The 18,479-nt window shown below is 32.0% G+C and carries 15 protein-coding genes and 2 other annotated features; of the genes, 8 read left to right on the top strand and 7 right to left on the bottom strand.

Annotated elements, in window-relative coordinates:
* Positions 1-7: 7 nt before the first annotated feature.
* Positions 8-715 carry an ABC transporter ATP-binding protein gene (locus CN601_RS05080; RefSeq protein WP_098170331.1) on the top strand — a complete coding sequence of 236 codons (708 nt, stop codon included), beginning with the start codon at positions 8-10 and terminating at the stop codon, positions 713-715.
* 537 nt (positions 716-1,252) lie between these two features.
* On the opposite strand, the gene CN601_RS05085 is transcribed toward CN601_RS05080, so the two are convergent.
* The gene (locus tag CN601_RS05085; protein ID WP_098119765.1) at positions 1,253-1,681 is read right to left on the bottom strand and encodes a hypothetical protein; all 429 of its coding nucleotides are present in this window, start codon (positions 1,679-1,681) and stop codon (positions 1,253-1,255) included.
* A gap of 211 nt (positions 1,682-1,892) precedes the next feature.
* Positions 1,893-2,072 (top strand) — a binding site (T-box leader).
* 81 nt (positions 2,073-2,153) lie between these two features.
* On the opposite strand from CN601_RS05085, the gene CN601_RS05090 reads away from it, so the two are divergent.
* From CN601_RS05090 to CN601_RS05105, 4 genes are all read left to right on the top strand, one after another.
* Positions 2,154-3,539 (top strand): glycine--tRNA ligase, encoded by a 1,386-nt coding sequence (locus CN601_RS05090; protein ID WP_098170332.1) that lies wholly within the window; start codon positions 2,154-2,156, stop codon positions 3,537-3,539.
* Between the two features lie 127 nt (positions 3,540-3,666).
* Positions 3,667-4,389, top strand: a complete 723-nt coding sequence (locus CN601_RS05095) for a Bax inhibitor-1/YccA family protein (protein WP_098119767.1) — start codon at positions 3,667-3,669, stop codon at positions 4,387-4,389.
* Between the two features lie 95 nt (positions 4,390-4,484).
* The gene (locus tag CN601_RS05100) at positions 4,485-4,679 is read left to right on the top strand and encodes an NETI motif-containing protein (protein ID WP_098119768.1); all 195 of its coding nucleotides are present in this window, start codon (positions 4,485-4,487) and stop codon (positions 4,677-4,679) included.
* Between the two features lie 65 nt (positions 4,680-4,744).
* Complete coding sequence (locus tag CN601_RS05105) at positions 4,745-4,987, top strand: DNA alkylation repair protein (RefSeq protein WP_098119769.1); 243 nt, start codon at positions 4,745-4,747, stop codon at positions 4,985-4,987.
* Positions 4,988-5,372: 385 nt separating this feature from the next.
* On the opposite strand, the gene CN601_RS05110 is transcribed toward CN601_RS05105, so the two are convergent.
* The 4 genes from CN601_RS05110 to corA form a co-directional block, all read right to left on the bottom strand.
* Entirely contained in the window at positions 5,373-6,536 is a 1,164-nt protein-coding gene (locus tag CN601_RS05110) for a hypothetical protein (protein ID WP_098170333.1), read from the bottom strand.
* 285 nt (positions 6,537-6,821) lie between these two features.
* Positions 6,822-7,427 carry a hypothetical protein gene (locus tag CN601_RS05115; protein ID WP_098170334.1) on the bottom strand — a complete coding sequence of 202 codons (606 nt, stop codon included), beginning with the start codon at positions 7,425-7,427 and terminating at the stop codon, positions 6,822-6,824.
* Between the two features lie 13 nt (positions 7,428-7,440).
* Positions 7,441-7,911, bottom strand: a complete 471-nt coding sequence (locus CN601_RS05120; RefSeq protein ID WP_098170335.1) for a helix-turn-helix domain-containing protein — start codon at positions 7,909-7,911, stop codon at positions 7,441-7,443.
* Between the two features lie 297 nt (positions 7,912-8,208).
* Complete coding sequence (gene corA, locus CN601_RS05125) at positions 8,209-9,150, bottom strand: magnesium/cobalt transporter CorA (protein ID WP_098119773.1); 942 nt, start codon at positions 9,148-9,150, stop codon at positions 8,209-8,211.
* A 335-nt stretch (positions 9,151-9,485) separates the two neighbouring features.
* Positions 9,486-9,728, top strand: a binding site (T-box leader).
* 54 nt (positions 9,729-9,782) lie between these two features.
* On the opposite strand from corA, the gene ileS reads away from it, so the two are divergent.
* A complete protein-coding gene (gene ileS / locus CN601_RS05130) occupies positions 9,783-12,863 on the top strand; it encodes an isoleucine--tRNA ligase (protein WP_098170336.1) in 3,081 nt (1,026 codons plus the stop codon).
* Between the two features lie 366 nt (positions 12,864-13,229).
* Here the strand turns inward: ileS and CN601_RS05135 are convergent, their stop codons facing one another.
* The gene (locus tag CN601_RS05135; RefSeq protein ID WP_098170337.1) at positions 13,230-14,435 is read right to left on the bottom strand and encodes a cytochrome P450; all 1,206 of its coding nucleotides are present in this window, start codon (positions 14,433-14,435) and stop codon (positions 13,230-13,232) included.
* Between the two features lie 247 nt (positions 14,436-14,682).
* Between CN601_RS05135 and CN601_RS05140 the strand changes: the two genes are divergently transcribed.
* Together CN601_RS05140 and CN601_RS05145 are read left to right on the top strand one after the other, a co-directional pair.
* Complete coding sequence (locus CN601_RS05140) at positions 14,683-15,225, top strand: GNAT family N-acetyltransferase (protein WP_098119776.1); 543 nt, start codon at positions 14,683-14,685, stop codon at positions 15,223-15,225.
* Positions 15,226-15,293: 68 nt separating this feature from the next.
* Positions 15,294-15,950 (top strand): HAD family hydrolase, encoded by a 657-nt coding sequence (locus CN601_RS05145; RefSeq protein ID WP_098170338.1) that lies wholly within the window; start codon positions 15,294-15,296, stop codon positions 15,948-15,950.
* 550 nt (positions 15,951-16,500) lie between these two features.
* On the opposite strand, the gene CN601_RS05150 is transcribed toward CN601_RS05145, so the two are convergent.
* Complete coding sequence (locus tag CN601_RS05150; RefSeq protein ID WP_098170339.1) at positions 16,501-18,015, bottom strand: MDR family MFS transporter; 1,515 nt, start codon at positions 18,013-18,015, stop codon at positions 16,501-16,503.
* Positions 18,016-18,479: the final 464 nt, after the last annotated feature.

The raw sequence follows: 18,479 nt of genomic DNA on the forward strand, positions 1-18,479 counted from the left end.
GAAAAAAATGACGCTATTACAATTAAAAGATATTAACTCTTTTTACGGTGGTATTCAAGCACTGAAAAATATTAACATAGAAGTAAATGAAGGTGAAATTGTAACATTAATCGGAAGTAACGGTGCTGGAAAATCTACTACTTTAAAAACAATATGTGGGCAAGTTAAACCAAAATCAGGAAATCTGATTTATAAAGGTGAAGAAATTGTAAAGCTACAATCTCATGAAATCGCTTTAAAGGGGATTGCACATGTACCAGAAGGAAGAAGAATCTTTTCTAAACTAACTGTAAAAGAAAATTTAGAAATGGGTGCCTTCTCAGTTAAAGACAAAAAACTAATCGCAGCCCGTATGGAAATGGTATTTGACTACTTCCCAAGACTCAAAGAACGCCTAAGTCAAAAAGGTGGTACGATGAGTGGTGGAGAACAACAAATGCTTGCAATTGGTAGGGGACTTATGATGGGACCATCATTACTAATGCTTGATGAACCTTCAATGGGCCTTGCACCAATTATCGTTGAACAAATATTTGAAATCATTGAGCAACTAAACAAACAAGGAATGACCATTTTACTTGTTGAACAAAATGCTTACCAAGCTTTACAAATCGCACATCGAGGCTACGTAATCCAAACAGGTGAGATTCAAATGGTTGGTGAAGGCAAGACATTAATGAATAATGAAGAAGTGAAAAAAGCTTATTTAGCTTGATAATAAGGTGAAATAGAAGGAAAAGGGGCTATCTCAGGTAAACTGATAAAGATAGCTCTTTTTTGTTTTGAAAATGAAACAATCATTTGTTGATAGTTTGAGTAAGTAGCGATCTAAACTAAAATTTAGTCGTTTTTATGAAAGTGTGGTTGTAAGTATGATATTTAATATTTGTATGCAAAAAAAGCGGTCATTTTGATAGAGAATGACCAGATGTTTATTTAATTTAGAAAGAATTATTGCCATTTCGCTAGTTTTCAATTAAAGTCTACCAATTTTGGATCAAATATAAGTGTTGAATACCACAACCGGTATGGGGAATGTTTTATTTTATTTGCGATTCTTAGGGTTTTAATTGCAGATTTACTAATTCTAATTGCAGTTCAAAGTTTATTTGCAGTTATATAAGTCTTATTTGCACTGCAGACATTATTAAACTCCAGCACATAATTGCAGTTTTTTGTTTTTACAGAAAAATAAAAAAGAGGATATCCTAAACATATCATGCTTAGGATATCCTCTTCTTACTATTAAATATTATTTGTTCGAAATAAATTCCGAAATTTTTAATTGATCTTCATTTGAAGCATTGTTAATTGAAGATTGAAGTGATTCCTCTAGTAAACTACGATTCTTGTAAAAATCTTCATGTTTACTATTATAATAGTACTTCACTGCTTCTAAATCTGAGAAAAACTCTTTTCCAAGCTTTAGAAGAAATGTTACTGGAAGTCCTTCGATCACTACATTACTTACATTTTCAGAAATTTCATTTACCGTACTGTTTGAAGTTGAAATCATTTCTTCGTTTAATTCTTTAACTAATAACTGTTCGAACCCTTTTATTTTGTTATTTCTTTTGTTCACGATTCGTTTTTTGTTCGTCTTTAATAAACGAATGGAATGATGTTTATCAAGCAATACTGCTGAACGTTTCTTTGTCTTTAGAAAAATGCTGCTACTCAAAACTAGCACTCCCTTCTGGTAGTATAGGTATATAAATAAAACAACTTTTCTATCATACCAATTATTGTTCATACTGTAAAGGTTTTATCTTTACATGAATATTCCTAAAAATATTCAAAAAATTCGACGTATTTTTTAATACTAAATTGATCATAATAATATTTGACTTACTAGTAGTCACTTTGTTAAAATAACAACATATTATTTATTACATATAACGTTGACGGAAAGAAGTAACTAAAGATTATTTTGCTTAGCGAATTGAGGATAGTGGGAGCTCAATCAAAACCTTTGGCGAAAGGCATTCCTGAGTTAATTCTTAAAGTGGACAATTTTTTTAATTGTCAACTAGGGTGGAACCGCGGGTGCATATACAGCTCTCGTCCCTAGGCTGAAAATGCCTAAGGATGAGAGCTTTTTTATTTCATTCTTACATTTTCAAAAAAACAATTGAAAAATGGAGGCAAATGAAATGTCAGAAAAATCGATGGATGTCGTAGTAAGTCATGCTAAACACAGAGGATTTGTATTCCCAGGTTCTGAAATTTATGGTGGCTTAGCAAATACGTGGGATTATGGTCCACTTGGTGTAGAATTAAAAAATAACGTAAAAAAAGCTTGGTGGAAAAAATTCGTTCAGCAAAGTCCATATAACGTTGGATTAGATGCTGCAATTTTAATGAATCCACGTACATGGGAAGCTTCAGGACATATTGGTAACTTTAATGATCCAATGATCGACTGTAAAAATTGTAAAGCTCGTCATCGTGCTGATAAATTAATTGAAAATGCACTTGATGAAAAAGGAATGGAAATTATCGTTGATGGTCTTCCATTTTCAGAAATGGCGAAGTTAATTGTAGAACATAAAATCGCATGTCCTGATTGCGGTAGCCATGACTTTACAGATATTCGTCAATTTAACTTAATGTTTAAAACATTCCAAGGTGTTACTGAATCTAGTACAAATGAAATTTTCTTACGTCCTGAAACAGCTCAAGGTATTTTCGTAAACTTTAAAAATGTTCAACGTACAATGAGAAAGAAAGTTCCATTTGGTATTGCTCAAATCGGTAAAAGCTTCCGTAACGAAATCACTCCAGGAAATTTCACGTTCCGTACTCGTGAATTTGAACAAATGGAGCTTGAATTCTTCTGTAAGCCTGGTGAAGAGCTAGAGTGGTATAACTATTGGAAAGAAACTGCTAATAATTGGCTTTTAGCTTTAGGTATGAATGAAGAAAACCTTCGTTTACGTGAACATAGTGCAGATGAATTATCACATTATAGTAATGCGACAACTGACTTTGAATATAAATTCCCATTTGGTTGGGGCGAACTATGGGGCATCGCGTCTCGTACAGATTATGATTTAAAACAACATATGGAATATTCAACTGAAGATTTCACTTATCATGATGCTATCACAAATGAAAAATACGTTCCATATTGTATCGAACCATCATTAGGTGCTGACCGTGTAACATTAGCATTCTTAATTGATGCTTATGAAGAAGAAGCATTAGAAGATGGTACGTCTCGTACAGTAATGCGTTTACATCCTGCATTAGCACCTTATAAAGCAGCGATTTTACCATTATCTAAAAAATTATCTGAAAATGCACAAGAAGTATTTGCTGCTTTAGCAGAAGACTTTAATGTTGACTTCGATGAAACTGGTTCAATTGGTAAACGCTATAGACGTCAAGATGAAATCGGTACTCCTTTCTGTATCACTTACGATTTCGAATCAATTGAAGATGGAAAAGTAACAGTTCGTGACCGTGACACAATGGAACAAACTCGTGTTGCAATTAGTGAACTACAATCATTCTTAGCAAATAAAGTTAAATTTTAATTTAATTAATTGAAATCTGATGTCCTTTTGGGCATCTTTTTTCATATATTTTACTAAAGCTTGTTTAAAGTTTAAGAAATTTACTAAAAATGGTAAAATAAAGGTATAAAATAAAGGAGGACTTTAAATGAGGAGTTCAAATCCTATCTTAAATTCTGAACGTTTATCAAAATCAAGATATTCAGCACAAGCAATGACACTAGGCGGGACAATTAGTAAAACAATCATTGCATTAGTATTATTAATCGCAACAGCTGGATACTCTTTTTATTTAACTTCTACAGGTACACTTAATTCAAAAGTGTTTATCGGTTGTTTAATCGTTGGACTAATACTTGGATTCGTAACATCTTTTTCACCAAGAATTGCGCCAATTACTACACCAATTTACGCAGCAGTTGAAGGAATATTAATTGGAAATATCTCAGCAGTCTATGAAGCAACTTACGGAATGATAGTATTACAAGCAGTCTTATTAACGATTGCGATCATTGCTGGAACGTTGATCTGTTACGCTACTGGACTTGTAAAAGTAACACATCGCTTTAGATCAATTGTATTTGGCCTAACGATTGGTGTTCTATTATTTTATTTAATGACAATGGTTCTACAGCTTTTCCATGTTCCGATTCCATATATCCAACAATCTGGACCAATTGGAATATTTGTAAGTTTAGCTATTCTTGTGATTGCTTCACTTAATTTATTTTTAGATTTTGATTTAATTACGAGTAGCGTTAAACAAGGTGCACCAAAAGAATTTGAATGGTACTGTGCATTTGGTTTATTAGTCACTGTAATTTGGGTTTATATTGAAGCACTCCGATTTATATCAAGGCTTCGCGATTAATTGTAGTCATATTAAACCTTACTCTCAAATGAAAGTAAGGTTTTTTACTATATTAAAAGTCTGATGTTTAATATGATAAGAAAGTAGGGAATTAAATGAGTAAGAAAAAATTTGAAGTATTTGAAAACGAAACAATTAATGATTGTATAGAAAGAATGCAAAAAGAAGGGTATACACCGGTTAAAAGAATGGAAGTTCCAATCTTTTCAGAGCAAATGGTAAATGGAAAAGTAGAAATTGAACCAACCGGAAGAAGAATCGTATTTGAAGGAAAATTAAGTGCAAATTAAAATGCATAAAAAAAGTAAATTATTGGAAAAGTAACCTTATATGAATAAAATATGAGGTGAAAAATATGCATAAATTAGCATGTCCACGCTGTAAAACAAACAAAAGTAGATTTTATTTAATCGAACAAAATCCAAAAGCAGTAAAATTAAATGCTCAAAGCGGAGACATTGAACAAGAAGAGTATATTTCAGGTGGACTTGATCCATTTTTTGTTCCATATAAAGGACCTGAGTATTTAGTTCAATGTGGAGCATGTGGTTTAATTGAGCAAAGTGTAATGTTTGAGAAAACTGCTGATTCACTGTAGTTAAATTGTAAAAATGACAAAACTTAAGTATCCTGAAGAAATTTCCTGCTTTTTAATAAAAATGCAAAAGAGTTATTCAGACTATTTAAGAAAAATGCCCTTGAAAAATTAAGCAATGATATAAAAGCTTCGCAAGTGAAGAAGAGGCTAGTAGATTTTACTTTTAATGTCGGCATGAGACAAGATTATTTAGATGTTTTAATGGCATCAATCAATGAGTAAAAGTAGACTTCAGCTTTAAAGTAAAAAGACGCAAGAATACTGTTAAGTCAGCATTCTTGCGTTTCTAATTTGATGATTTTTAATCAAATAGGGCTATTGAGACAGAACTCATTTCGTCATTTTTTTGGCTTAAACAATTGTGGATCGATAATAACGAAATAATCTAATCAACTATTTCAAAATCTCCTTCACCAAAACTTTTGCCATCTATTTTTATTCTTACTGAATACAGTCCTTTCTCCCACTTACGTATGTCATTATAGCCCCAACCATCAGCATACCAGGCATTGTCCCATCCTCTTTCTAAATTGAAGCTGGATTTCCCTCTAGCAAGTACGGTATTATCAGATTTTAGATAGTCAAATTCCAAGTCAATCCTTTTTCTCTTTGAAACCGTAGTCATAGAAAATTGTAATTCCCAGAATATAAAAGAAGCAGTTTCCCTTGAAAATTCCCTTTTGTAAATGCGATTCTTTTTTTCTACACCATCGATATTAGTATTGTAAAAGCGTAGTGAATTAAATGTAAGCGTTGGAAGGTTTACTACGTTTGTGTTTATTATTTCAAATTCTCTTTCACCAAAGATTTTACCATTAAGAAAAATTACCATTCTATATTTTCCACTTGCCCATCTTCCTTTTTTGCCGGATCCCCAATTTAATTCGAATTTTGAAGTATTTGAACCCTCTAATAATATTTTTTCGTGTTGTTCTTTTGCCAATACTTCACCATCTGAATAATAGATCAACTGCTCAATAATGACTCGCTTGTCTATTTCTAATGTTGGGTATGAGAAATCAATTTCACAAGTAATTCCACCTGTATCTAGTTGTGGGAATTGCGTTATATATTCCCTATTTTCTTTTTCAGTTAGATTAATAAAACTAGATTGAAATAATCGTATGGGAGTCATGTCCACTTTGTCTAAAAAATTTTCTTTAGGTTCTACTATTGAAAATGATTTTACTGCAATTTTTTTCTCATCTAAAAACATGACAACTTTATACTCACTATGTTTCCATCGATAAAATTTGTCTAATCCATTTCGAAACGACACGGTAACGGTACTTATCCCTTCTTTTAACTCTACTTTTAAATTCTTTTTATCAATGACCGTTCCATCTTGGGAGTGGTATTCATATTTTAAATTAACAAAACGAGTTTGATCTGTAATAGGGTACGTAAGTATAACATCTGCATAAACAAATCTAGTTTCATCAATTAAAAATTGTGATCGATACTGTTTATTTTTATTTGGTTTTGTAAATCCACCCTCATAAAATAGTATTGAATTAATATTTATTCCCGGTTTTACTAGTCTTAACATTACTGTTCACACCCATCTAGAAAATGAAAAAAGTCTTTACTATAAAAATATCATTAACTGACAAATTTGAATACAGCATTTACGACTGAATCTAAATCTAAAAATACAAGCGGTAGTTGCGTAAGATGAAAAAATGGGAAAGGAGTACCCAATGCGTTGGTTATTGTTTTTTATATTAATTTGACACTTTTTATTGAAGTTCATATTGAAACTGTAAAGTGGAGTATGTTTTAAGAACAGCTTATATTTCCAAGTAAAAGTAGAACTTTTTTAAAGATAGTGGGTTTAAGGGTAAAGTGGTAATACTTCAGGTAGATTTTCTTTTTGAATTACTACGCAGGTGCCAAGGGGATTAGGGAAGTCTTTAATATTGGTAGTCACTAAATAATCAGCTGCTTCTTTTATTGAAGAAACCATGATGTGTAAATCGTATATATCACCTTCGTTTCGATCAAATCTAGCAAGGTCTATTCCTTTGTTTCTTAAGTATTCCAGGCATTGCCGAATATCCATTTGATAAGCTGAATGTTTTACTTCTTGTAAAAGTTGGGTTTTATAAGTTGACGGATCATCCAATTTCGCTCCGTCCAATTTGTTCATATAATCTAAATTAAATATTTCTTTATAGACAGTAGCGATTTTCAATATCTCATGGTGTTCTAACACGAGAGGCACTTTAGTTCCGTTTTTTAGTTTCCTTTTCATACGACCTGAGCGTAATACGCCATAAATTTCGGCTTGTGTCGTTGTTGGTAGTGAGAGGGTAATGATATTCTTACTTTGCATATAAATCAAAGTATCGAGCCAATTAAATTTATTTTTTGATTTACTGCCATGTAGAATACACGGTGCAACAAAATTCGTATCTAGAGCAAATTTTGGATTTATCATTTTAGAAATACTCCTATTCGTCATCTAGTTCAAATTCTGCATCATCTTGTGCGTCATCAAATTTGTTGTTTAAGATTTCATCAACTATCGTATTTCGAGCTTCGCGTTGCGTTTTGAAAAACTCAAATGCATCACGAGGGATTTGAAACTTTCCTCTTGATCCAGCGATTTGTTGACCTGGAAGAATCTTTTTATGAATCCAATCCCGAACAGTTTCCGGTGTGATACCAAAATAGTTTGCGACTGTTTTTGTATCGACAAATTCACTTTCGTTCATATTCTGGATCGATTGAATGGGTTCGATTGAATCTTCTGGTAATAGAAAGACAAATTTCCCGTCTAATTCAGCAGTTCCTTTAATGGAATAAATAATTTTTTGAATAATTTCCTTTCCTTCGCCTTTAGATAACAAAGGATACGTTGCACTAATTTGTGCAATTAAGTCATCTTTTGTGAAATATACGTTTGACTGATTCGCTGGCATTGAAAACACCTCCTATTTTTATTATAGCTTGTTTATTACAAGTTAAACAAGATTTGCAAGATTGATTTCGTTATACAAATTTCGCGGTTCAAAGTAAGAAGTAAAAAAAGGGAATATAACCGTTTGGTTGGAAGATCGTATTCTTTGATACCTAGTTTACATTTAGATACACAAAAAAGATGAACTCTNNAGAGTTCATCTTTTTTGTGTTGGATAACCTTTTTCTAGAGTGTGGGGATAGCTTAAAACTTGCTTTTCGATCCCCTTTATGACCTTCTTAATAACCTCAAGCAAATCTTAGAACCAATCTTTTTTCTTAAACCACATCACTAATCCAATCACGATAATTAGCATGATTGCCCAACAGTAATAATAACCATATTTTAACTGAAGTTCAGGGATATGAATAAAATTCATACCGTAAACACCAACGATGAATGTTAATGGCATGAAAACAATTGAGACAGATGTTAACATTTTCATCGTTTTATTCATTTTGTGTGAGTTCGTGGAAATATAACTTTCTCTGATGTCATTTGCCATTTCTCTGTTATCTGAAATATCATCTAATAATTTCAATAAGTGATCGTAGACAATACGTAATTTCTTTGTCGTTTCTTTGTCTATTTCAACATGTGTTGAATTTAAAATACGGTAAATTAAATCCTTTGTTGGTTTAACAGTTTTTCTGACTTTAGATAATTTACTTACTTGTGTTTTGATTCCATCGATCATACTAAGGTCGGAATTTGTTCCTAATTCATCAATGTCTTCAATGTCATCCTCGATTTTTTGGACAATTGGAAAGAATTTATCTGCTATTTCATCGCAAATGTGGTATAGAATTTGTTCTGGCTTCAGTCCTTTTATACTCTTTAATCCTTTTATTTTGTTCCACACAATTTGCAATACACTTGTCGTTTCCCAACAAAATGAAACGATGTACTTGTGAGACAAAAAGAGATCAATTTCAGTTTGTTCCATGTTCTCGTTCAATGATTGTAGAACGATAAAACGATAGCCTTCATAATAGTCCATTTTTGGTCTTTCTTTATAGCTTACACAATGTTTAATTGCTATTTCATCGAAGTGGAATTTGGTTCGCAATAAGTCAATTTCTTCTGTTTTAGGATTTTCAAAATCGACCCAAACCCAATCAATTCGTTCGGAATTTAATTCTTCAATTGATACATCAAATGCAATTGTTCCGTCTTTATATACAGCCATTGTTTTGATCATATCTCGCACTCCCTATTTCTCGTTAACTTTCTCCAAAAACAGTTTAACACAATATTTCTGTTTCGTTTTGAAAAAAATTATGAAGAAGTTTTCACGATATAAACATGACAACTAAGTTTGAAATCAAGTAATTAGAAACAGCATAGAATAATTAAAAACAGTTTAAGATTGAACGTTATTTTAGCATTTTTAGCGTTCTCACATTAAAAAAGTATAAGAAAAGTTATATCAATGATCTAAAATAACCGAATTTGAATTAACTAAAAAATAAATTTAAGTAAACTTTGACTTTTTATTTGTCGATGGATATAATAAATAACAATAAAAGCACACAAATTAATTCAATGACGAGATAAGTAATTTTCGTAACTGTTCTACAGAGAGCTGGGGTAGCTGAAAACCGGTGAATAGTACTTAAATGAAGATCCTCTCCGAGAAGTCAAACTGAAATTAAAGTAGGTTTGAACGGGTGTCTACCGTTAAAAGGAACGCGTATGATTGTACGTGACTGAGTGCTATTGAAGAACGGACTTTTTCAATAGAATTAGGGTGGTATCGCGGTTAAACCCGTCCCTTACTATAGGGACGGGTTTTTTGTGTGCTTTAAAAAAATAAGAGAGGCGATATCAATTATGAAAGAATCAGTTCAAAATCGTGAAAAAAGAATCAGTGAATATTGGTCAAGAAATAACACATTTTTAAACTCAATTGAACAAAGAGAAGATCATCAATCATTTGTTTTTTATGAAGGCCCCCCAACTGCAAATGGCTTACCACATGTTGGTCATGCTTTAGGTCGTACAATTAAAGATGTTGTAGCTAGATATAAAACAATGGCTGGTTACCAAGTGATTCGTAAAGCCGGATGGGATACTCATGGATTACCGGTTGAACTTGGCGTTGAAAAGATGCTTGGAATTTCAGGGAAAGCAGAAATTGAACAATATGGAGTAGAAGCCTTTCTTGCTAAATGTAAAGAAAGTGTATTTACTTATGAGAAACAGTGGCGTGAATTTACTGAGCAATTAGGTTACTGGGTAGACATGGATGATCCTTACGTAACATTAGACAACTCATATATAGAAAGTGTTTGGAATATTCTTGGGACAATACACGAAAAAGGGTTATTAGTAAAAGGGCATCGTGTTTCTCCTTATTGCCCTAGCTGTCAAACTTCCCTTAGCTCACATGAAGTAGCGCAAGGTTATAAAGACGTGAAGGATTTATCAGCAACGGTTAAATTCAAATTGCTTAATGAGGAAAATGTCTCTTTTCTAGGTTGGACGACAACTCCTTGGACACTACCTGCTAATGTAGCATTAGCTGTTAATCCACAAATGGAATATGTCCGTGCCAAAAAAGGAGAAGAAGTATTTATTCTTGCTAAAGCTTTAGTAGAAAAGGTATTAAAAACTGATTATATGATCCTATCTGAATTTTTAGGAGCGGAATTAATCGGGATAGAATACTTAGCACCATTTAATTTTGTACGTGTTGAAGTCGGTCACAAAGTCATTAAAGCAGATTTTGTTACTGAAAATAGCGGTACTGGAATTGTTCATATCGCACCTGCATATGGAGAAGACGACTATAAAGTTGCTCAAGAAAATGGTTTATCATTTGTAAACGTAGTGAATGAAAAAGGTCAATATACTGAAGAAGTGACTAATTTCAAAGGAAGATTTGTGAAAGAATGTGATGTAGACATCGTAAGGTATTTAGCAGAAAATGAGCTTTTATTTAGTAAAGAAAAATATGAGCACAGCTATCCTCATTGCTGGCGATGTGATTCTCCATTACTTTATTATGCAAATGAAAGTTGGTTTATCAAAACTACAGCATTAAAGGATCAATTTATTAAAAATAATGAAGAAGTAACATGGCATCCAGATCATATTAAACATGGCAGATTCGGTAATTTTTTAGAACAAATGGTAGATTGGAACATTAGTCGTAAACGATATTGGGGTACTCCATTAAATGTTTGGGAATGCGATTCGTGTAATCATCAATTAGCACCAAAAAGTATAAATGAATTATGTAGCTATTCGGAAAAAGAAATTTCGGATTCAATTGAATTGCATAAACCTTATGTTGATGAAGTCAGTCTAAAATGTCCAAAATGCAGTGGCAAGATGAAAAGGACACCTGAAGTCATTGATGTCTGGTTCGATAGCGGATCAATGCCATTTGCTCAGTATCATTATCCATTTGAAAATCATGATAAATTTGAAAAACAATTCCCTGCTGATGTTGTAATTGAAGGTATCGATCAAACAAGAGGATGGTTTTATAGTTTATTAGCAGTATCTACTTTATTTACTGGTAAAGTACCATATAAACGTGTTTTATCTCTAGGTCATGTATTAGATGAAAATGGACAAAAAATGTCTAAGAGTAAAGGAAATGCACTAGATCCAGTAGAGTTAATTCAAAAATTTGGAGCAGATTCTTTAAGATGGGCTCTCTTAGTAGATAGTGCTCCTTGGAACCCTAAACGTTTTTCTGAAAGAGCTGTCCTAGAGGCAAAGTCAAAACTAATAGATACATTTGATAATGTAAATAGTTTTTACAATTTATATGCAAATTTAGACGGATTTGAAGCGAGTAAACAATATGAGTATGAAACAAATGCGTTAGATAAATGGATAATTTCACGTTTGCATAGCACAATTAAAAATGTAAATCACAATTTAGATGGATATCAATTTACAAATGCTGCCAGAGACATTGCTAAATTAGTAGATGAAATTAGTAATTGGTATGTAAGAAGATCACGAGAACGCTTTTGGTCAAATGGAATGAATAAAGAAAAGGCTGCTGCTTACTATACACTGTTTGAAGTTTTAACGAAAGTAAGTCAATTATTGGCTCCATTTACGCCATTCTTAGCTGAAGATGTTTATTTTAATTTAACAAACGAAAGTGTTCACTTATCTGATTTCCCAATTTTCAATGAAGCACTAATTGATCTCGAGCTAGAAAGAGAAATGGATGCCGTTTTAAAAGTTGTGGAGCTTGGAAGAAGCATTCGTAATACAAATTCATTAAAAATTAAACAGCCTTTATCAAGTTTAACTGTAGTAAGTAATAATGAAGAAATCGAATGGGATTTATATAAAGAAATTGTATTAGATGAGTTAAACGTAAAATCATTCCTACAAGTAAACAACGAAAACGAGTTTTCAACTTTAAAATTGAAATTAGATTTTAAAAAATCTGGTTCGAAATTTGGAAAGAACTCTAATCTAATTAATAAATCACTGCAAAAATTAACAAATGAAGAAGCGAAAAGTGTAATCGATAATGGAAGTGCTGATTTATTACTTGATTCAGGTGAAACGGTAAAGGTCGATGCAGAGGATATTTTAATCGAAAAAAGTGCAAAAGAGGGCTATGCATCTGCAACCAATGGTGAATTTACGGTTACTCTTGATACATTATTAACCGAAAATCTTGTTCAAGAAGGTACCGTAAGAGAATTTATTCGAGCAATTCAAGAATATCGAAAAGAATTAAATTTACCAATTAATATGCGAGTAGATATTGGAATAAAAGCCGATACAGAATTTATTGAAATCATTGAAAAGTTCAAAGGAATGCTTGAGGAAAACTTATTAATGAGGAATCTAGTTGTTAAAAATCAATTAAATGGAAAAGAAATTCAAGTTGGTGACAATAAAGCTGAAATTGAATTATTTGCTTCAAATTAACTTGATTTTTAGATGGTTTTTATAAGGTAAAAATTGATATGAAAAAATAAAGAAACCCCACAAAGTATGAAATTTACTTGTGGGGTTTTGTTTTGTAAAATAGTTAGCTCGATTCAAGTTCTAAGGAAGGATGTTTATCAGATTGCACCGTCATGTCGAATGGATTATGCAAAAAATGCATGTAAAATGACGCACTAATGTACTTCACGGACGAAAAAATTGGTTTATGAACAGAATAAAGTACTTTATGCACGAAAAAGATTAATTTATGAACATAACAGAGTACTTTACGCACAAAAAAGATTGTTAAATGATCAAAACTCTATGATTTACGCACAAGACCAAAAAATAAGGAATTCTAGTGGTTCATTGAATAGTCGCTTCAAATTTCAAGCTTTCAAATCCACGAAAAGCAACGTTTGCCCGTCGAGTCGGCTCCTCTATGAGAACAGGATTAATTAAATGTTTTGTCAGTTTTTCAAATGCAATTTGGCCTTCTAATCTAGCAAGCGGGGCACCTAAACAAAAGTGCGGGCCCGAGGAAAAGGATAAATGTTTTATATTCTTTCGAGTAATATCAAATGTTGCTGGATTTGTAGTGACTTTCGGATCGTAATTTGCTCCTCCTAAGGAAATCATAAAATAATCGCCTTTTTTAATCGAATTTCCAGCGAACTCAAAGTCTTCTCTAGCCCATCTAGACGTAAAAATAACAGGTGATTCATATCTTAATATCTCTTCAACTGCTGCAGGAATAAGCGATAAGTCATTTTTTAATAATTCAAATTGCTTTGGATGTTTTAATAATAAATAATATCCATTTGTAATTAAGTTGACGGTCGTTTCATGGCCAGCAATTAATAAAAGCAGGCAGCTTGCAATCATTTCATCTTCGCTTAATTTATCACCAGATTCCTCGGCAACTATTAAATTAGTGATTAAATCTTCTTTCGGTACAGTTCTTCTTTCAGTTATAAGATTTCTAAAATAATTAGACGCATCAACAATATGCTTCGTAACTAATTCTAAGTCCTCTATAGTCGTATTAAAATCAATGAATTTAATAAATGCATCAGACCAATTACGAAATAAGTCCCGATCTTCTTTAGGAACACCTAAAAAATCGGTTATGACAAATACAGGTAATAAATATGAAAAGTCACCTATTAGTTCATGGGTAGATTTTCCCTTCATTTTTTCGATTAAATAATCTGCAATTTCATTTACCGTAGCCCGTAAATTTTCAACCATTCTTGGAGAAAAGGCTTTGTTCACAAGATTTCTCAATCTTGTATGATCAGGTGCATCTCGAAAAAGCATCATTTTTCGATTTAAAGTAACTGCAGGCATAATACTTTCTGGTAATTTCTCAGGTGGTGTCACTTTCGTTTCTTCTTTAATAAAGCGGAGGTCTTTTAAAATTAGTTCAGCTTCTTTATAACCCGTCACTAACCAACCCGTCCTCTGAAAAAGCTCTGTGTAAAGTACAGGGCTTATTTTTCTGGCGTTACTAAAATACGAGTATGGGTCTTTGTAAAAATCCAGTGGATTAATTTTTAATTGATTGTTCATTTAATTATTCTCCCTTTTGTAAATGAGTCTATTTATTTCTATTACAGTGAAAATGGATTATTCCCAATTTCTGGATAGTACAAAAAAAGAATACTTTTGTTTAGAAAAGATTTCATGAGGAATACGTATAAAAGTCGAAGAGGTAAATCGAATGAATAGTAAGAAAAAAAGATTAGATTATGGTAAAATAAGGTATTTCAAATTATCGATATTAATTTGATTCACTTATAAAGAAAGGGGTAAGTTTATGGAATTTCCGATTTTAGAAACAGAACGATTATTTTTAGTACAAATTACACAAAAAAATGTGGATGAGATTTATTCAATCTTTTCCAATAAAGAGGTAATTAAATACTATGGTATGGACCCCTTTACTGAAAAGGACCAAGCGGTTAAAATGATCGACTCATTTCAAACTAGATTCGAAAACCAACAAGGAATGCGTTGGGGAATTGTTGAAAAAGAATCAAAAAAATTAATCGGAACAATTGGATTAAATAATTTAGTTTTACATGCTAGAAGAACTGAAATTGGATATGATTTATTACCAACTTTTTGGAGAAAAGGATATATGTCTGAAGCAATAAAAGAAATTACAGCTTATTGCTTTGATAAACTAGGACTTTATCGAATTGGAGCGAATATATTTCCGGATAATACAGGTTCATCAACTTTAGTTGAAAAGTTAGGCTTTAAAAAAGAAGGTTTACTTAGAGGGTACTTAGTACAAAATGAACAGTCACATGATTTAAACGTATTTTCTCTGATAAAACCTGATTGGGTAAATTGAAGATCCAAAACTAAAAATAACTTAAACTTAAAAAATTATAAATTAGTAAATTAAAAAGGAGAAATGGAATGATTAAAGCAGTAATATTTGATTTTGATGGATTAATAGTGGATACAGAGTCGGTTTGGTATGAAGCATATAAAGAAGTTTTAAATCGGTATAAAGTAGAGTTAACCCTTCAAAAGTTTTCGGAGGTAGTCGGAACGAGTGATGAAATTTTATTTGAATATATCAATTCAAATTTAAAAGAACCAATTGAAAAAGAAATCATCGAACAAATGGCTAAGGAACTAGTTGATGAAAAACTACTAGAACCAGTTCTAAGAGAAAGTGTAGAGGACTATTTAATTTCAGCCAAAAACGCGGGATTACAAATTGCTTTGGCTTCTAGCTCTTCAAGAGAATGGGTTCAAAGCTTCTTGGAAAAATTAAATATTTATGATTACTTTTCAGTTATTAAGACGAAAGACGATGTGGCGAAAGTGAAGCCAGATCCTGAATTATATTTAAAAGCAATTGAGGAAATAGGCGTTGATGTAACTGAGGCGATCGCATTTGAAGATTCACTAAACGGATTAATTGCTGCAACGAAAGCAGGCTTACAATGTGTAATTGTTCCAAATAGTGTAACTTCACATTTAGCGTTTGAGAATCATAGTTTAAGAATATCATCAATGGCTGAAAAGTCTTTAGAGGATGTAATTGAGCAATTATCAAAAAACTAGATTAGTTTTTTAGATTAAGTTAAAGAGGGGTATTTAAGTGACACCCTCTTTTTTATCGGGAAGGCAGAACTGCAACTATGGATTAGAGAATCCAAATAAACAGTATATCTGTGCATATAAACAGTGAACTGCAAATAAAATTCGAGAATAGCAAATAAAATTAGCCTAATCGCAATTATTTTTGTAAAACAGCAAATAAAATCTTAAGAATCGCAAATAAACTAAAATGATACCCATACCCGTTATGGTATTTTGGGGTAATATTGATAAATTCATACAATAATACTAGTAAAATATGCTTTAATTTATTTCAAACAGAAAAAAGTAGATGAAATTGGCTAATATTTCATAAAAAAGTTCAATTATTTCTACTAGAAATGAAAGAGATGTTGAGATACCCTCGATATGTAAGGGGAAGCGACCACCACGCTTTTTTCATGAACCGTTTATGATTCTAATCGTTTTTAATCTACAAGCATGTTCAAATTGTATATTAAAAAAAGGGCGTCCATCTGTCAGTTACCTGACCTATGAGACAGCCCTTTTTTAATTAAATAGAGGTTACTTCCTTAACTTCACTTGTTTCATCCTTCTTTATAAGAATCTCTTTTTTCAGACCCCAACAGATTAAAAATGTTAAAATTGCTAGAACAAGAGATACCCAATATAAATCTTGAAAAGCGTGAGTGAAGACTGTTTTTACTTTTTCAAGTAAAGTAGGCTCAAGATTAGTAGGAATCGTACCGTTTTGTACATTTTTTAATTGAAGTAATTGATCCATCGTAAGACTGCCAGATAGTGATTTCATCCCTGATGTAATTTTAGAGGCTAATAGAGAACCAAATAAACTAAAGCCAATTGTCATACCAATGGATTGAAATAGCATAACAGCAGATTGGGCAATTCCTACATTATCTTTTTCAACAGATTCCTGTACGATTAATGCATTGTTAAATAGTGCACCGAATCCAAGGCCAAGAATGATGAAATAAATAATAAATGTAGTAACTGAAGTGTGCGCCGATATACCTGTAAGTAAGTAGAAACCAATCATTGGAATGATAAATGAAACACCATAAATATTTCGATACGGGAATTTATTCATTACTCGACCAGCTATGACACTTGCACCGATTGCCCCAACCATAATTGGTAAATTTAAATAACCAGATTCAGTTGGTGTAAGACCCATTACGTTTTGTGAAAAGAATGGGAACGATGAAAGTGAACCCATGATCGCAAGAACGAATACAAATACTAGTGCGGAAATAACAACAAAATTTCTATTTTTAAATAAGTGTAAAGGTATAATAGGCTCTTTTGCTTTTGATTCTACAAATATAAATAAGCTAAGTAATATGGTTCCTAATATTAATAGTCCAATCATTTGAGGTTCACTCCATGCATATCCTTCAGTTTGATGTAGTACCGGAGTGAGTAGATAACTGATTAATGTTGTGACTAATAAAATTCCACCAAACCAGTCAATACTAATCTTTTTATCTACTTTCGTTTCGTTCAAGCCTAAAGCAAGTAAGATTGCCGCTAAAACGCCAACTGGAATATTGACTAAAAAGATCCAATGCCATGAAATATTCTGTACAAAATATCCACCAATTAATGGGCCCAGTAACTGAGGAATAAACATGACTGCTCCGAAGATTCCTTGTAGTTTAGCACGTTGTTCTACTGGGAAACTGTCGCCGAAAATAACCATCGCTAGTGGCATTAGACCACCTGCACCAATTCCTTGAATCCCACGACCAATTAAGAGAACTTCCATCGAATGGGCTGTACCACTAATAATGGAGCCCGCCATAAATAAGCCCATGCTAAATAAATATATTTTTTTTCGGCCATACAAATCCGCAAGCTTGCCGAGTATCGCCATAAAAGAGGTCATCGAAAGCATATAAACTCCACCAACCCAGCCGTAAAGAGCTAAACCTCCTAAATCCTTAATTATTGTTGGCATGGCTGTGGAAACGACTGTTTCATCTAGTTCTGAGAAAATGACACCAATCATTAGTCCTATTAAAATAAGAGTTTTGTTATTTTCTTTCATTCATTCTTTGCCTCCTTATGACCTTTCAATATTATTCAATTCATTCATTGAATACCTTTTCTTACTGAACATCTAAACTCTTGAATAACACTCAATAACCGAGCATAGTCTTTATAAATATGAATAACTTCATCATACTAATAAGCCCTTTTTTGATTTTTAATTTCTAAAATGAAGTAATGAAAAATGTTCTAAATAAATAGGCTATTTAATTAATTCTTTACTTCAATTAAAAATCCTTTAGGCAGTCAATATCTTCTTTGATTGTATGAAATATTTTAATGAATATTCACGAGCATGCATCAAATCGAAGTATTATAAAAAATTAATATTGTTTATTATTGAATATTCAGAATTTATCTTGTATTATCAAATTAACAAACATACCGACTGGTTAGTATCATCTAAATGTTGGTTAAATGATAGGTGAAGTTTAAGTAAAAATATCAATTTATAAATAATTA

This window comes from Bacillus sp. AFS017336, from assembly GCF_002555445.1.
Taxonomy (GTDB): domain Bacteria; phylum Bacillota; class Bacilli; order Bacillales; family Bacillaceae_G; genus Gottfriedia.